General features: G+C 42.2%; 6 protein-coding genes. 2 read left to right on the forward strand and 4 right to left on the reverse strand.

The window, feature by feature from the left end; genetic code table 11:
• The first annotated feature begins 85 nt into the window (after positions 1-85).
• Positions 86-5470, forward strand: coding sequence for an ATP-binding sensor histidine kinase (locus tag IJ00_RS02160; RefSeq protein ID WP_035149608.1), 5385 nt, complete (start codon positions 86-88; stop codon positions 5468-5470).
• A gap of 111 nt (positions 5471-5581) precedes the next feature.
• On the opposite strand, the gene IJ00_RS02165 is transcribed toward IJ00_RS02160, so the two are convergent.
• The 4 genes from IJ00_RS02165 to IJ00_RS02180 form a co-directional block, all read right to left on the reverse strand.
• Positions 5582-7225, reverse strand: a complete 1644-nt coding sequence (locus tag IJ00_RS02165) for a mechanosensitive ion channel (RefSeq protein ID WP_035149611.1) — start codon at positions 7223-7225, stop codon at positions 5582-5584.
• A gap of 473 nt (positions 7226-7698) precedes the next feature.
• Positions 7699-8535: a PhzF family phenazine biosynthesis protein gene (locus IJ00_RS02170; protein ID WP_035149613.1), complete on the reverse strand. Its 837-nt coding sequence runs from the start codon at positions 8533-8535 to the stop codon at positions 7699-7701.
• A 68-nt stretch (positions 8536-8603) separates the two neighbouring features.
• The gene (locus IJ00_RS02175) at positions 8604-12995 is read right to left on the reverse strand and encodes a caspase family protein (protein ID WP_046814694.1); all 4392 of its coding nucleotides are present in this window, start codon (positions 12993-12995) and stop codon (positions 8604-8606) included.
• A 357-nt stretch (positions 12996-13352) separates the two neighbouring features.
• Positions 13353-16799, reverse strand: coding sequence for a caspase family protein (locus IJ00_RS02180; protein WP_035149616.1), 3447 nt, complete (start codon positions 16797-16799; stop codon positions 13353-13355).
• A gap of 147 nt (positions 16800-16946) precedes the next feature.
• Between IJ00_RS02180 and IJ00_RS02185 the strand changes: the two genes are divergently transcribed.
• On the forward strand, positions 16947-17909 hold the full coding sequence (locus tag IJ00_RS02185; RefSeq protein WP_035149618.1) for a DUF1822 family protein: 963 nt from the start codon (positions 16947-16949) through the stop codon (positions 17907-17909).
• The last annotated feature ends 54 nt before the right edge of the window (positions 17910-17963 follow it).

Here is a 17963-nt window from a genome sequence, read left to right on the forward strand (position 1 = left end):
GTTAGCCTATGGTGCGATCGCGGACTTTTCTGGGAATCATAAAGCTGATTCAACCAGATTATGGTCATACGATCCTCCCAAAACTATGGCACTAACCGCAAATAACTCCCCTGATTGTTTTCCAGCTATTTCTGGCTATAGGGTTGTTGAGCAGCTGTACCTGGGTTCTCGAACAGTAGTGTATCGAGCGGTGCAAGTGGACACTCAGCATCCAGTGGTAATAAAGGTGCTGCGGCGAGACTATCCCAATTTTGGTGAATTGGTGCAGTTTCGCAATCAATATACTATTGCCAAAAATCTGCCTATCCCTGGGATTATCCAACCCTTGAGTTTGGAAGTGTTGGGGAGTGGTTATGCTTTGGTGATGGAGGATTGCGGTGGCGTATCTTTGGGTAAGTATATTCAGCAGCAGTCGTTGAATCTAACAGAAGTTTTAGCGATCGCCCTGCAAATAGCGGATATTATCCATGATCTGATCCAACATCGGGTAGTGCATAAGGATATCAAACCCGCAAATATTCTGATTCAACCTGAATCGAAACAAGTCAAACTCATTGACTTTAGTATTGCCTCCTTACTACCGAAGGAAACCCAGGAGATTCAGAACCCGAATATCTTAGAAGGTACCCTAGCTTATTTAGCTCCAGAGCAAACAGGGCGCATGAATCGCGGTATCGATTATCGGGCTGATTTCTATGCCTTGGGTGTGACGTTGTACGAACTGTTGAGCGGTCAGTTACCGTTTGATTCCGAAGATCCAATGGAATTGGTACATTGTCATATCGCCAAAATCGCCAAACCAGTTGATCAGGTAAACCCTACTGTACCATCAATGGTAGGGGCGATCGTGGCGAAACTGATGGCGAAAAATGCCGAAGATCGCTATCAAAGTGCGTTAGGACTCCAGTATGATTTGCAGCAATGTTTAACCCAGTGGAAAGAAGCGGGAGTCATTGCTGAGTTTCAATTAGGACAGAGGGATTTGAGCGATCGCTTCCTCATTCCCGAAAAGCTCTACGGACGAGAGAATGAAGTCCAAACCCTCCTCAATGCCTTCGAGCGAATTTCCCAAGGTGCATCGGAATTAATGCTGGTAGCAGGCTTTTCCGGGATTGGTAAAACTGCCGTAGTCAACGAAGTCCACAAACCGATTACGCGGCAAAAAGGCTACTTTATTAAAGGTAAATTCGACCAGTTCAATCGCAACATTCCCCTATCTACGTTTGTGCAGGCATTACGAGATTTAATGGGGCAACTGCTCAGTGAATCTGATGCTCAATTAGCACAATGGAAAGCTCAAATTTTAGAAGCAGTAGGCGAGAATGGACAAGTTTTACTTGAGGTAATTCCCGAATTAGAGCAGCTGATTGGTAAACAACCTGCTGTCGCCGAACTATCCGGCAGTGCAGCACAAAATCGGTTTAATTTATTATTTCAAAAATTCATTCAAGTATTTACCACGGTAGAGCATCCGTTAGTGATATTTCTGGATGACTTGCAGTGGGCTGATTCAGCTTCCCTAGAGTTGATCAAACTACTGATGAATGACAATAGTTATCTATTAATTTTGGGAGCTTATCGTGACAACGAAGTATCATCTGCCCATCCATTTATTTTAACAGTAGAAGAACTCAAGAAAGCTCAGGCGATCGTCAACACAATTACTCTAGCACCGTTAAATTTGGCGGATACCAATCATTTGGTTGCTGATACATTAAGTTGTTCAAGGGAACTGGCGCAACCCTTGACTGAGTTAATCGATCGTAAAACCCAAGGCAACCCCTTTTTTACTACCCAGTTTCTCAAAGCGCTGTATGAAGATGGATACATTACCTTTGAGCGCAATCAAGGCTATTGGCAATGTGATATTGCCCAAGTCAATGCCCTAGCCCTCACCGATGATGTGGTTGAATTTATGGCACTGCAATTGCAGAAGTTGTCAGAGAAAACACAACAAGTATTGAAATTAGCAGCTTGTGTAGGCAATCAGTTTGATTTGGCTACTTTGGCGATCGTCTCTGAACAATCAGCAACTGAGGTGGCAACTGCCTTGTGGAAAGCCTTACAAGAAGGTCTGATTTTACCCACTAGCCAAGTTTATAAATTCTTTCAGGGGACAGAGAACTCGGATACGCAAAATACGGTCAATCCAAAATATCGGTTTTTGCACGATCGCGTCCAACAAGCTGCTTATTCCTTGATTCCAGAAGACCAAAAAACAGTAACTCATCTCAAAATCGGACAATCACTTCAGGCTAATGCTTCTGAGATAGAACTGGACGAAAAACTATTTAATATCACTAATCATCTGAATATTGGGGAATCCCTGATTACCGAGCCGTCAAAACGGACTGAATTAGCTCAATTAAACCTAAATGCAGCATACAAAGCCAAATTGGCAACTGCCTATAGTGCCGCAATCGCATATTGCAGCACTGGAATGAACTTGTTGGCGCAGGATTGCTGGGAATCGCAGTATGAATTAACCCTAATTCTCCATAACCTAACCGCAGAAGTTGCTTACTTAAACGGCGATTTTGCCCAAATGGATAGGATTGCCTCTATAAGTCTCAAGTCGGCAAAAACCCTGTTAGATCGAATCCCCATCTACGAAACTCAAATCCAGGCATACATGGCACAAAATCGTCTTCCAGAATCGATTCAGACTGCCATGAATGTCCTAAAGCAACTCGGTATTTCGTTGCCACAAAATCCAAGTGATTTACAAACTCTGCTGGGATTAGCCCAAAACCGACTCATCTTAGTGGGCAAAAAACCAGCCAGCTTGCTGCATCTACCAACTATGTCCAAACTGGAAAAATTAGCGGCAATGCGAATTCTGTCCAGTGCGGCTAGTACCGCTTTTATTAGCGCACCAAAACTATTTCCTCTACTGGCGTTCCAGCAAGTCAATCTATCTGTACAGTATGGCAATAGTCCTTTATCCGCCTATGCCTATGCCTACTATGGCATTATTATCTGCGGAGTATTGGTCAATATTGAAGAAGGATATGAGTTTGGTCGATTAGCATTGGAAATTTTAGAAAAGTTTAATGCTAAAGAACTCCGATCGAAAGTTGTATTTGTAGCGAATTGTTTTATCTTTCATTGGAAACAGCATCTCCAGTCTACTCTGCCGGGACTTCAAGAGGCATACGAGATTGGGTTGGAAACTGGCGATTTGGAATATGCAAGCTGGGCGGCGGCAATCCGGGCTAGCCATTTGTACTGGAGTGCGCATCAACTCTCTGACCTAGCACCCACGCTCTACTATTATGGCGAAGTTATCAAACAGTCCAAGCAGCATAATCCCTTAGTTCTGCTGAATATCTATCGCCAAGCTGTCATGAACTTACTAGGCGAGTCTGTCAACCCTAGTATCTTGGATGGCGCTGTCTATTCGGTTGCTCAGAATACTACCCAAGAAAGCGCAGGCGATCGCACAGGCGTATTTTTTTATTATGTCAACCAGATCTATCTCAGTTATTTGTTCGGGGAGTTCTCAAATGCAGTTGAGCAAGCGACTATTGCCAAAGGATTTGAAGAGGGTGGAATTTCAGTAAATATTAGTTTGTTATTCTGTTTCTACGATTCCTTAGCAAGACTAGCAGTCTATTCCACGACAACCAAGCTAGAGCAGAAAAAAATCCTACGCCGTACCATCCAAAACCAGAAAAAAATGCAAAAGTGGGCTGGCTTTGCCCCCATGAATTCCCTGCATAAATTTCAGATCGTGGAAGCAGAACAGTATCGTGTGCTGGGGCAATTGACTAAAGCAATGGAAATGTATGATCGCGCCATCTCTGGAGCCAAAGCCAACGGTTACATTCAAGAAGAAGCCTTAGCTAACGAACTCGCAGCTAAATTTTACCTCGATTGGGGTAAAGAAAAAGTCGCCGCAGGGTACATGCAAGAAGCCTACTATTGCTATGGCAAATGGGGAGCCAAAGCCAAAGTCGTCGATTTAGAAAAACGCTATCCCCAACTGCTGCAACCCATTCTGCAAGCTGCCAACCAACCTCTCACAGTTTTAGAAACCCTGGCAAGTATTGCCGTCCCGACCTACTCGATCCATTCCACTTCTCATAAAAGTTCCAGTAGCAGCATCAACCAAACCCTTGATTTTGCAACTCTGTTGCAAGTGTCTCAGACTTTCGCCAGCGCGATTGAACTGGATGAACTTCTACAAACCCTAGCTCAGACGATGCTCGAAAACTCTGGGGCAGATCAATGTGCTTTAATGCTTTGTGAGGAAAACCAATGGCAAGTGCGGGTGATGGCAAACCTGGAGCAGGTGACGTTGCAATCTGTGCCCCTAGAGGATAATCCTACCGTTCCTGTCAAGTTAATTCAGTATGTCAAGAACACTGGGACAACGGTTGTCATGGATAATATCAAAACCGATTTGCCTGTACTTGGCGATTATCTCCATCTCCATCAGCCTAAGAGTGTATTGTGTTTACCGATTCTCAACCAAGGTAATTTACGGGCTATCTTATATCTGGAAAACCGCTCTACTTCTGGGGTGTTTACGAATGAGCGAATTACTATCCTCAACTTCCTCTGTACCCAAGCTGCTATTTCCCTGGAAAATGCTCGACTTTATCAAAAATCTCAAGAATATGCTCAAAAATTGGAACAATCCCAACTGCAAATTGTCCAAAGCGAAAAAATGTCAGCATTAGGTAATTTAGTAGCTGGTGTTGCTCACGAAATGAATAATCCGCTCGGTTTTATTTCTGCAACCCTCAAACAAACAAAACCAACATTTGCGGAGATTTCGGAACATTTACAAATGTGTCGTGAAAAAATCACAGATGCAGATATTATTGACCATGCCGAAGAAATCGACCTAGATTATAGCTTAGAAGATTTTCCGAAAATGCTGGATGGGATGACAATGGCATGTGAGAGATTAAAAAATATCAGCACCAGTTTGAGAACTTTTTCCCGCGCTGACAAAGATTACAAAGTCACATTCAATATTCACGAAGGTATTGATAGTACAATTTTAATTCTCAAACATCGCCTCAAAGCTAACGAACAACGTCCAGCCATTGAAGTCATCACAAATTACAGTGATTTACCGCAAATTGATTGTTTCCCAGGACAATTAAATCAGGTATTTATGAATATCTTAGCAAATGCCATCGATGCTTTAGATGAATCGAATAGCGGACGCAGTTTTGCAGAAATACAAGCTAATCCTAACAAAATCACAATTACAACTTCAGTTAATAATAACCATGTAAAAATTTCAATTGCTGACAATGGTAAAGGTATGAGTGCAGAAGTTCAACAAAAAATCTTCGACCATTTATTTACCACCAAAAGTGTGGGGAAAGGGACAGGATTAGGATTGGCGATCGCCCGTCAAATTGTCATAGAGAAACATGGTGGTAAGTTAGAAGTTAAGTCTGAGTTAGGAGAAGGGACTGAGTTTTGTATCTGTCTACCAATCGTGGGTTGATATCATATCCCCTTGATTACTTATAATTCTTAATTTACCCCACCCGCCTATCGGCACCCTCCCCTTACTAAGGGGAGGGTTGGGGAGGGGTCTTAACTAAACCCGATTGATTCAGTTTTTACTTTTAAAAGAAGCTAACCACTCTTGTACTTGCTCCCTAGCAATATCCCTTGTACCTAAACCAAAAGCAAGGGCAATTGCCACAGCGATCGCCCCCAGTAACAAACCAAAGGCTAAATTGACGATATCCGGTGCGACACCGATTTGTTGTAGTGCCATGGCGGAAACCAAAGCGATAATCGCAATGCGGGCAACTTGTCCTAAAATACGAGCTTGGGCATTACCGGAACTAGTAATGATATTAAAAGCCAAGTTGGCAAGGAATAAACCGATCGCGAATACCACCAATCCAGCTAAAATCCGCCCCATGATAATCACAACACCTGTCACCAGGGTCGTCAAGGCTGGGATGTTCAGGATATTGACTGCTGCAACGGTAGCAAACAGCATGATACCCACTAAGACAATAATCCCTGCTACCTCTGAAGGTGTACGAGCTACCGAAGGGGGAACTGTTCCCTCCTCAGAAATATTGTCTGAAACTGTTTGTCTCGGAGATGGTAAACCGAGAATACTGAAAATGTTGTTAAAACCGATACTCGTCAGAATCGTAGTCGCTAAATCGGAGAGAAAACGACCAAAGAAATAGGCGAGAATCAAAATAGCCGCCGCAGTAAAGATGCTCGGTAAAGCATTCATTATCTGTTGCAACATGGCGATCGCAGGTAAGGAAATTGCCTCAATCTTTAAAGCATTGAGGGCGGCGATCGCTACGGGAATTAAAATCAATACATAGACAATCGTACCGACAATTGTCGATAATGATTGCACTCCACCTGCTGCTGAAATCCCAAAACGACTACCTAAATGGTCAATACCTGTAGTTGATAACAGATTCGTGACAATCCGTCTGACGATATTTGCAAAAAACCAACCAACCCCAGCAATCAAAACTGCTGCCAGAATATTCGGCAGAATTGACAGAATCTGTGTAATCAGACTTTGTACTGGTTGTAATGCTTCTTTTAATTGCAAAGTGTCCAAAACTGGCACAATAAAAAGCAGAAAAACAAACCAATACAGGGCATTTCCAATGGTTTCGCTGACAGAAAGCTGATTTAAACTGATATTATCTTCGGGATCTCGCAAACGCTGATCTAGACGCAAAGTATCTAGTCCCCGAATCGTAATCATTTTTACCAGGGTTGCCACCAGCCAAGCAATACCTAGCAAAAATCCCGCACCCACTAACTTCGGCAGAAAATCACTAATCTGCGTCAGAAAGCTATTTAAAGGTTGGGAAGCAACCCGCAATTCTAGAGTCTCCAGAATCGCTACCAACGTAAACAACAAGACACTCCAAAATACCAAAGTAGAGACAAACTTCTCCACCTGGGGAACATCCCTACCAGCAATACCTGCGGCAATGCGATTATCTATGTTGGTACGATTTAATAGAGCTTTTATCAGACTTGCCGCAATAAAAGCAGCCAGCAAACCTACAACTAAAATGAAGAAAGCAGCAATTAAACGTGGCGCATAGTCACTCACCTGTTGTACTATTTTTTGCCCATAATTACTGAAATCGTTTGTTTGCTCCGTAGTCAGGGTAGGAGATTGTGCTAAAAATATATCCAACGTCTTCTCCGAACCCCTATCTATGACTTGGGTAATATTTTGCCAAGTTATATTCATGTTTTCCCGGTTTTAAAATCAGGTTTGATTGCGGAAAACACCGTAGATGCTTGTAGTTTAGGTTGGAGTTTTACCTATAACCCTGTAACTTCTCCAGTGTTTTGCCCTTTAATTTACCAGTAAACTCCAAAAAGATTTAATATCAAGAGTATTTTTTTACTTTTTTGTCACAATTCTCTTGTTTGTATCCAAAAGATTTATTTAATCATGAATCTTTTAATGCTTATTTACCTATTCAGCTATCAATAGTTATAATTTCTCTGAATTTTTTGTCTTAAGCGATCGCCCACAGGCAATTCTAGTAAATAAAAGGTATGGAGTATTGGTAGGAAAGTAATGAGTAATGAGTAGTGAATTAAGCCTTAAAACCTGATGGGATAGGAAACGTTTCTAATTCACATCCGGCGTAAGTGTGGTAACTTTCATATTCTTACTGCTTCTACCTTTTTCCTAATTCACATTAGTTGTGACTTTTAAATCCGAATCGCCTTACCCGTTACAACAATTCCGCCACTAACAGGTATATCCACTATCAACTGGCTAGGGCGACCCATCGCTTCTCCCTGACGAATTAGGATAGTAGTTGGCGCTGTCATGAGTTCAGCCCCTCGTAGATAGCCTCCAAGAGCAGCAGCACCCGCACCTGTAGCTGGATCTTCCACAATACCCCCCACAGGAAAAGGATTACGGGAGTGGAAAACGGTAGCACTTTCACGCCAAACTAGTTGCAGCGTCGTCAAACCATCACGAAGCATAAGTGCCTTGAGTGTCTCAAAATCATAGTTGAGTTCTGCTAGGCGTTGCTCCTTCGCAACAGCTAATACTAAATGCCATGCCCCAGCGTAGGCTCTGGCGGGAGGAATTGAGCCATCCAGATCATCCTGTGTCCACCCCAATGCCGAGAGAGCCTCGTTGACTAGAGTACTAGGTGCTGGTGTATACCTTGGCTCGACGGAAGTCAGTGATGCTTCATAATTACCGTCTCGCTGGCAAACGCTGACGGGTACTATCCCAACGGAGGTTGCTAATTGATAAGTACCTTCTCCATTGTTCTCCCCCAACACCACCCCGGTGGCAATGGTGGCATGTCCACAAAATGAGACTTCCGCCTCAGGGCTATAGTAACGAATCGTTCGGTCATATCCGACGGTAGGAGCAACGAAAGCTGTCTCAGAAAAGCCCACCTCAGCTGCAATGCGCTGCATAGTTTCCGGTTCGGGAAGCACTTCTCCAACCCAAACACCAGCAGGGTTGCCCCCCTGGGGAGTCGTAGTAAATGCTGACAGGCGATAAAGTGTTCCTGAAGTCATAGTTTCCGCATTCTTCGTCTTATTTATTATGTTTCAACATGGCAACCTGGAAAGATTAACTTGATAAATTATTTTTCACAGAGATGGCGATCGCTCTCGGAAACATTGGGGTTATTTTGCAGATAATCGCGCACTTGCTTGCAACCTCGTGTGACTAATTCCTCAAATCCTCCGAGATACAGCAGCTTAACTTTATCTTGCTGGTCAACAACCGCTAAAATCTTTCCATCTGGGCTAATTTTGCTAAATTTAACCTCATTATTTTCCGAACTGTGTATAAAACTAATCGATTGGTTATTTTGCCAATCCCACAATTTTGTTTCCCATCCGAAACTGAGCGCAACTAAACTACCATCGCGATTAAAGCTAATTTGGCTCAGATCGCGCATCGTTCCCCTACCTACAAACAAAGATGCCAACTGCTTATTGGAAAGAGTATTCCAGACTTCAACATTGTCAACAGTATGTAGAACATCAGCTCTAGCAGCCAGTATTTGCTCATTTCCCTTGCTATCAGATTTCCAAATTGTTTCGCTTGACTTCAGATTCCAACCAGTTTTTTGCTCTTTTTGTTTTGTCAAATCTAATAAACGCAAGCTACCCGTATCCTCAGTTTCATGACTAACATTTTCAAAAATTGCTAAACGCTTACCATTTGGACTGAAGCTCAAGCCACTCACTGAGAGATACTCACCAGGTAATTGCGATACCTTACCTGATGACAAATTCAATAAGTGGATAGTATTGCTTTGATCATTGGGTTCAATGATTGCGAGTTGTTTACCCTGGGGATGAAAAATTAGTTGACTTTCCTCGCTGTACTTTCTTTCGGAAAATTCTCTCAATTGTTGACCTGATGAAATATCCCACAAGTGGATTGTTCCTGCTTCTAGAGTTGCTATCTGCTTGCTATCGGGACTAAAACTTATTTTCTGAATAGGGTTCGGCAGTTGTTTCTCTGGTTGAATATCAATCTCTGTGTCTAAATTCCATAGTCGGATAGTATTATCATTCCCTACTGTAATTAGCTGTTTAGCATCAGGGCTAAAATTGAGACTATAGATTAAACCTTGATGACCTTTTAATTCTAGGAATTGGCTACCAGACTGAAAGAATTTTACCGTACCGTCATTATCACCAACAGCTAGATGTTTGCCATCAGCGCTATAACTCACAATCGGAGCAGCGCTTAATCTTATTGGAGTCTCCTCTCCCACCTTCCACAACTCAGTAGTAGCACCGATACTTCTTCCAGAACCATAGCTCATTACTAAGCTCTGACCATCAGGACTAATGATATTAAGGTCAACAGTTGAAAATCCCACTGGAAATTTAGCCAAGCTTTTCCATCCAGAATTGCGTTCCCATAGATTGAGAGTCTGTTTATCATCTTTAGTTTTAGCAGTAGTTGTCACCAGTAGATTGCCACTAGGTGTGAAATTAAAATTTGATATATTCCCTGGTTCTACTAATGAGTCTACCTGGTTGTTTTCCCAGTTCCAGCGAGAGACGAAAGATTGCCCATTCTGAGTATTACCCATAAAAGCTAGTGCTTGGCTATCGGGTGTGAAACGGAATCGACTTGAAGGATTCGATAGGCGATAATCATAAAACTGCCCATTTCCCCAGTTCCAGATCTGAAAACCTGTAGAATCTTGTTTCTCCCAAGCTATTTTCTTGCCATCAGGGCTAAACTCGGCTTTAGTTATCAAACCAATATCGTTTGCTAATTCTTGACACTGCTTAGTACTTTTTTCTAAGTCTCGCAAACAGATGGTACGTTCATTGTTTGCAGTCGTCACCAATAGCTTGAATTCTTGGCTGACAAATGTAGCTTTGACTATTTCACCTTCAGGTACTTGCCAACGTTTGTCTTCTCGATTGAGATAAACTGCTTTGCGTAAGGTGGCAATGATTTGCTCTTGTAGCTGTTTGTCGGGAGCATTAACTTGCAAAAGCCAGTTTTTTCGAGATTTAGCAGCCTGTAAGCTTTGAATTAGAGTCTCTAGATTAAAATTGTTTGTGCGTAAGCCAGTTTCCGAAGCTTGTCTAGAAGTTTTGATTTGATCAATGACTGCCTTTCTTTGTTCGCTTAAAGCCCAAATAGATAGCCCACTCAATCCCAGCATAACGCTGACTGCAATACCCCAATACAAACGAGTATTAAAAGTTTTTCGCTTGACACTACGCTCAACAAACTCAGTTTCTACTGTGTTGAACCAGTTGTCACGGGAATTAAGTTCCTTTTTCAACAAATCAAGACGTGGATTTCCATTCCAAAGAAACCTTGGTTGTTGCTGGATTTTCCATTCCTCCGCAGCAGGTGTTAACCGCCGTTGCAAAATTAAATTTTCTTCTTCCTTTTGCTTCCAAACTAATAACTTTTCCCAACCCCGCACCAAAGCATCATGGGCAGGTTCTACGTAGGGATTACCCTCCGAATCTTGTCCTTCCACTAGCAATCTAGCTATGCTAAACCGCTTAATTACTTCTTTAACTAAATTATCTTTCTCTGGCGGATATTGTAATTCTGACAATGGTACACGTCTACGGGCTAACTCACCCCCACCGATCGCCACCATTCGCAGCATCACATGACGGATAACTGACTCGTAGTCTGGATTTTCTCTAACTAGCGCCTCATATTCCTCATCAGCTCGTTGGGTGAGCGATCGCATTACTCCCCCTAACTCTTGATAATCTGCTTGGGTGAGGGCGCGGTCAATATTTTTACCTTGATTAAACTCTGCGTTACGCTGGCGTTTGAGATATTTCAAAAATAGTTCGCTCAAGGCAAAGGATAGGAGGGGTAAGGCTCCTGGCATATCTGCAACCTCATCTATTAATTGTTCAACTAAATCGTTCGGTTGAAAATACATTACCCGTGAAATAGCGGGTTTTTCGATGGCTTCTCGCAGTTGCGATCGCGTCATTGCTGGAACAATAAATCGTCCGTTTTGCCAACGTCTTTGTAAAAATGTGTTTCCTAAGTTCAGTTCTTCGCAGACAAATTTTAAACCTGCATCTCTAACTTGGGATTCAAAGTCGGAACGGAGGGTTAATATTACCCGTAATTGATGGCGATGGGCATTAATAGCAGTTAGTATTTGTTGGAAAAATTCTTTACGCTCATGCTCATTTTTACAGAGGGTAATTATTTCCTCAGTTTGGTCAATGAATAGTAATAATTTGGAATTAGGATTATTTTTTACCCAGTTGCCAACACTTTGAGCCAGAGTTTTTTGTCTATTTTCTAATTCTACTGTTGATAATCCCCCGTCAATCAGGGCTTTATTGAAAGCTTGGAAAGGTGTTTCTCCGGGACGAATTGTTGGTAATATGTACCATTTTTGGCTGGTTTCTTGTTTTAATTTGGGAATTAATCCAGCTTTCACCAAACTCGATTTACCGGAACCACTAGCACCGAGGACAACCGTGAGAGGATTAGTTTTGACGAAATCTTGTAATTTGTCAACTAATTGGCTCCTCCCGAAAAATAATTCGCTGTGTTCTTCCTCAAAGGAATTTAAACCACGGTAGGGATTTTTTGACTCATCTAAAGGCGGTGCTGGTGGTAAATTTAACTCGTGACTAGGAGAAAGAAAAATATACTCACCTTTATCATGTTTGTTTAAACACCATATCCCCGGTGTTTGCCGCATGTTAGATTTTTCTGTGGGAATTTCCACGCGATCGCGCAAATATAAATATAATTCTGTGGCTGTAATTACCCCATCTCCCGCAGATTGACAATTTTTGGCTGGTGGATAACTATCTGCTGCACCTGCTAACGCTTCTAATAAAGCCGCAGCAAAGGGGGAATGATTACCCACCTCACCCCGCTCTGTATCTAATTTAAAGTTGTCTAAGGCTTTTTGGTCGGAAGCGGAGGAAGTAATAATTTGCCATGCGGCATCCCGAATAAAACGGTCATAGCGTTCTTGATAAATCACCTCTGATGGTGCTAAGAAATCTCGCGTACTCGACCAGCGAAAAGCACCAGCAAAACAGCAATCAAGTATTCCTAAAAAATGCCGACAGGGTAATTGACTCAAGGCATCGTGAAGCTTTGTCATCGGTAGATAACTATTAGTATCACCCTGTTTGGCATCCTGGGGAATTAAGTAACCAGCAGGACCTTCATCCCCATTTAGCGCCACTCCATGACCAGCAAAATAGAATAATAAACGGTCATTTTCGGTAAGGTTTTCTGGTAATGTTTTTTCTAAAAATTTATTTAAGTTACTCAGGGTAGCGACTTCATCTAAACATACCCAAACCTCGTAGCCATGCTTTTCCCGCAGAACTTTGATAATTTCTTTGGCATCGTTAACGGCTGTTTTTAAAGGAGAAATACCGCTCTGATAATTATTAATCCCGATAACAAATGCTAAGTTGCGCTCAAATCCAGTATTTGTCTGTACCGGAGTAGGAGTTTCATTATTTTGAATCACATTCATGATTAATAATCCTGAAATAATAATTGAAATTTAATTTTGGATGATGTTATGAGATGTGAGAAAATATCTATCTGATACCAGTTCGTAATTCGTAAGATAATATAGCGTTTCTCATTCTAGTGAGGTATAGAAGAACCCCTCCCCAACCCTCCCCGATTTCGGGGAGGGTGCCCGATAGGGCGGGTGGGGTTGTATTTCATCTGATTGGGAAACGCTATAAGTGGAGAGTGTGAATAGTATTTCACCACATTAATTGCACTGGTTGGAAAGAGTAGGAACATCTTGGAATTTTATTGAAAATAGGGAGCGAGACGCTCCCACAACAATTGTTTTACCCTTCAGAATTAGCGGTGCTAGCTATCTTTGATTGATGGTAGAGCTTGCCAACAAAGCGTTAGTCAGTGCGGTTAATCCTGCGCGATCGCTAAAGTAGTTGAGATGGTTGCAGGTGACTTCGTAAATTTGTGGTTGGGGCGATCGCTGATTATTTACACTCGTTATACTGCTCACCGTAACTGCAATATCATTAACTTGACTCAAGAACACTAAATCAATGCATTTATTTTGCAATTTCGCCATGAGTTGCTGTATTTTTTTGGTTTCACCCGCTACAGAGTTCACCGAGTTATTACCTGCAATGATTGTATAGGGAATACCTGGGTCGGGGCTTGTGGCAAGGGATTTGAGGACTTCTGAACCCGGTTTCATTTGGTCGAGGGCAATATCAATTGTTTCCAGAGAACCTAACAAAGTACCTAACACCTTCACGGGTAAAGCGACTGTGGATATGCCATTTAACCCCAGGGTTAGTAACATCATCGCCCAATCTTGGACTGTAGACCAAGGTGAACCCCCATTGGGTGTCCCTAACATGACTAAATGATTGACAATTTTATTGCCACCTTCCCGTTCTATGAACCACCGGGATATTAACCCCCCCATGGAGTGGGCAACTATGTGTAATTCTTTACCGTGTCCTTCTCCCAAACCCACAGCTTCCAGGCGTTGTTTGAGTAAGCGGGCGTTGTCTTCGATGGATGTATTCAGATTCTCGTAGTCGAAAGCCAGAATTAAATCATACATTTCGCCTAAGGGTTTTTCCTGTCCTGCAAACATCACCTTTGCCTTGTGCATTCCAGGTATAAGACCTGCGGTATCACCGATAATACCGTGAATGAAGACAACTATTTTTTCAGCTTTGGCTACTTCTTGTTTAACTGCAATGAAATTAGTTTCGTAATTAACTTTTTCATTTGCTGTCACCTTTGCTACAGATAATTGCGGATAGGAAAATTCAAATCCCAGTGTTGTGCTGGCGACTTTTTGGAAGTAAATTTTGAAGGCACTTTTAAGACTGCGTTCGTCCGGATTGTCCAGATTTTCGGGTGTGGGTAGCTGCTCTAATCTAATTTCGGTTTTGCCGTAATGGGAATATCCAACTCCCAAGGGTAGATAAAATTCGCCATCATAGGCAAGGGGTAAGACATTTTCCCCTGGTGCGAGGGATGTATCCACGATTAATTTTAAGGGGTTTTCGCGGGTAACGGTGGCGATCGCAGCAGCATCAACTGCGGTTAATTCTAAAGCGTTGGCATTTGGTTCAATTCCCCTAGTGTTGGTTAAATCAAAGGGTTGGGAGTTTTCCCGCAGCAAGGGTGGTAAGTAATAGTTATCACTTCTCTCGGATGGGGAAATACTGGTTAAACGAGCTGTTCCTTGAAAGTGAGGATGGGGTTTTAATACAACTCCTGTACCTAAAGATACCCCGTTACCGGAATTGGGGATATGTATAGTTTCCAGGGGACGGATGGTTTTAGTGATAATTTGAGTTGCAACCCAATCATCATATTCCTCATCACCGGATTCATCCAGAATAAAATCACGAGATTGCCAGCGACTCATTAAACGGTTGAGGGTACTTGCTCGCGCACTGCGTTGAGTATATTTTTTACGGGGTAAATCGAGTTGATCTTGCTCTAGTAATCTCGCATCAAATTCATTGGTGCAAACGATGAGTTTAAGAATATCTTGATATTCGGTAATTCCCTGTTGCCAGACATCATCGGGAACACCCGCAGGAATCGCTTTTCCACCAAAAGCCCAAACTTGTTGGTTGGGTTCGAGTTTCACATAACCTGCTTCAAAAAAGCCGGCATTAATCGCAAATTTTTCCGTCAGGTTGAGTAATGCACAATACAGGGTTTCGTCACTGGTATTTTTGAGCTTAATTTTGAAAGTTGGTTTTTTCCATTTGCCGCTATCATCTTGATAATAATTGAATTGAATTTGGCTATCTGATATAACTTGATTGTTGTGATAAATTTCTAGTTGAATGGCATCTGCACTAATCCGACTATTAGCAGGGCTAGAAAGTTCACTTAAGTTTTGCCATCGGGTAATATGTTCGAGACGTTGAATGACTTTGGTGGCGCTAGCTGGGGTATAATCAGGAATTTCGCTAACTAGGGATACACCGTCAGCAGGTCGGGTAATGATATATTCTCCGTTTCTGGCGATAACTTTAAATGCGGCGGTTTCATTGTCGCCAACTTCACGCAGATATGGGGAAGGTTGGGCGTTATCAATATTTTTTAATGCTTGTTGTAATAATTGTACTCCTGAGGAATCGCCAATAAAGCGTACACCCTTGGGTGGTAAAGGTAAGCTAGTAATGACAGCTTTGAAAGTTTGTTCTTTGTCTAAATTTATAGCCCCGGTGATGGCGATTTGACTTAATTGGGGTAAAACTTCCACTACTTGTGCTTCTGTAAGCTTCTGGGATAACTGGCGTAAATTTTCAGCTTGGGCTGTGATGGGAAATAGTGCCAAATGCATAGTTTCTCCACCCTGGGGACGGGGTACACCATGTACTGCACCACCATCAATTACCCAACCATATTGTTTGTGATGGGAAACAGTATAGTAGGGTAGGCGATCGCCAACAGAACCACCTAAAAATAATTGCTCTAATTCCTTGCTGTCTGTTGCTTCTAATTGGGGTGATTGTTGTTTAATTTGACTTCTGACTGAGGCATTGATACGTTTAAACAAATCTCGATAGGTGAGATTTCCGGGAATTTGTTTCAGGGTTTCGGTCAGAAAGTAACAAAATGCACCACGATGTTCGCCATTTACTTGATATTCCTTGGCGGTTTCGGAATTTTTACAGGATGCGAAGAGAATATGTTTGCCCCTCGGTAAACTCCAACCTGATTCTTGCTGGTTTAATTTGCCTTCTCCCGCACGCAAACGTTGAATCTCTTCCTGGGAAAAGATAAAGCTCTCCAGGGGACGTACACGTACATCAGGGGTAAATTCCCGCACTGCGGTTTCCTGAAATGGGTTTCTTGTTCCCGTACCGGAATGACAACAATCTAAAATCAAGGTAATGTGGGGATTCTTTTGCCCTACCTCTGCAATTAACTTAGCTAATTCCTTATCAGCTAAATCCCAACCCCCTGGTAAACGACTGTCATAACAGACGAGGGTTTCATTGAGCTTTTCGGGTTGAAATTCCCAAAATTCTCGCGGTGCTGGTTCTTGGGAACCATGACCACTGTAATAGAATAGGGCAACATCATTACTGGTTGCTTGACACAAATGTTGACGAAAACCATCAATAATTCCTTGACGGGTGGCAGCTTCGTCTTGGAGAACTTTTAAGTGTAAATTCCACCCTGTGGTTTCAACTCGTGTTTGTAAATATTCCGCGATCGCCTTAACATCATTGATGCAACCCCGAAGTGGACTCACAGGTGCAGCGTAGTTATCAATCCCTACCAATAAAGCGTAAATATTAGCCATAACAATGTATCCCTGATTAACTACATTGTTTTAGAATTTAGGGATTTGAACTTATGCAGTCATCCTGAGAATATTCCTAAACTCTGCGTAATTTTAGAAGCAATTGGCGATATATATGTATCAGCATCCATGATAGGGGAATGAGTTATGATCCGCACTACCTTGAATATCGAAGATTTCGCTTTAAGTTTGCCAATTACCCAAACTGCCTACCAGCAAGCACAACAGTTTGCCCGTGAGCAACCGACGGCAGCTAAAGCCGAGCAGGTAAAACAAAATACACTGTCAGTATTAGTAGTAAATGACTACCTGCAAATGATGGGTATTAACACAGATTTGTCCGCTAGTGATTTGTGGAACCCAATTGTGAGGTTGTGTGCGGATGTTAGTGATTTGCAAATCCCCGAAATTGGTTCTTTAGAATGTCGTGTTGTTCATAGTCTGACAGACTGCTGTTATATTCCTCCAGAAACGTGGGAAGAAAGAATAGCTTATGTTGTCGTGATGCTAGATGAATCGCAACGGGAAGGAAAGATTCTCGGATTTGTTCCCACTGTGGAAACTGAAGAATTACCCCTAAATCAGCTGCAACCCCTAGAAGATTTCATCGACTATTTAGCAGAGTTACGCCCAACCTCAATGGCAAGTTTGGTAAATTTAAGTCAATGGTTTAGCGATGTCTTGACAACGGGCTGGCAAACTTTAGAAACCCTGTGGAATCAACCAGAATTATCACCAGCTTATGCTTTTCGCAGTGTTGCACAAAATTTGGCATCTGAGGAGTCACAAGGAACTGTGAAACGAGCAAAATTAATTGATTTGGGTATTCAAATTGACAACCAATTATTGATGCTAATTGTGGAACTCACTCCCCAAACTGATGGGCAAACAAGTATTCGTATTCAGTTGCATCCTACAAGTAGTCAAGTTTACCTGACTCCCGGTACAAAACTGACTATTTTAGATGAGTCTGGAGTGGTATTTCTGGATGCGCAAGCGAGAAATAATGATAACTACGTCCAATTACAATTACGTGGGGAACCTGGCGAGCAATTTAGCGTCCGCGTAGCATACAGTGACACTAGTGTGACAGAAAATTTTGTAATTTAGTTAATATTTTAGCCCTGCTTTTAAGACGAGTTGTCTGGATAAGGCATATTCCAT

Origin of the sequence: Calothrix sp. 336/3 (genome assembly GCF_000734895.2) — a bacterium.
Lineage (GTDB): Bacteria > Cyanobacteriota > Cyanobacteriia > Cyanobacteriales > Nostocaceae > 336-3.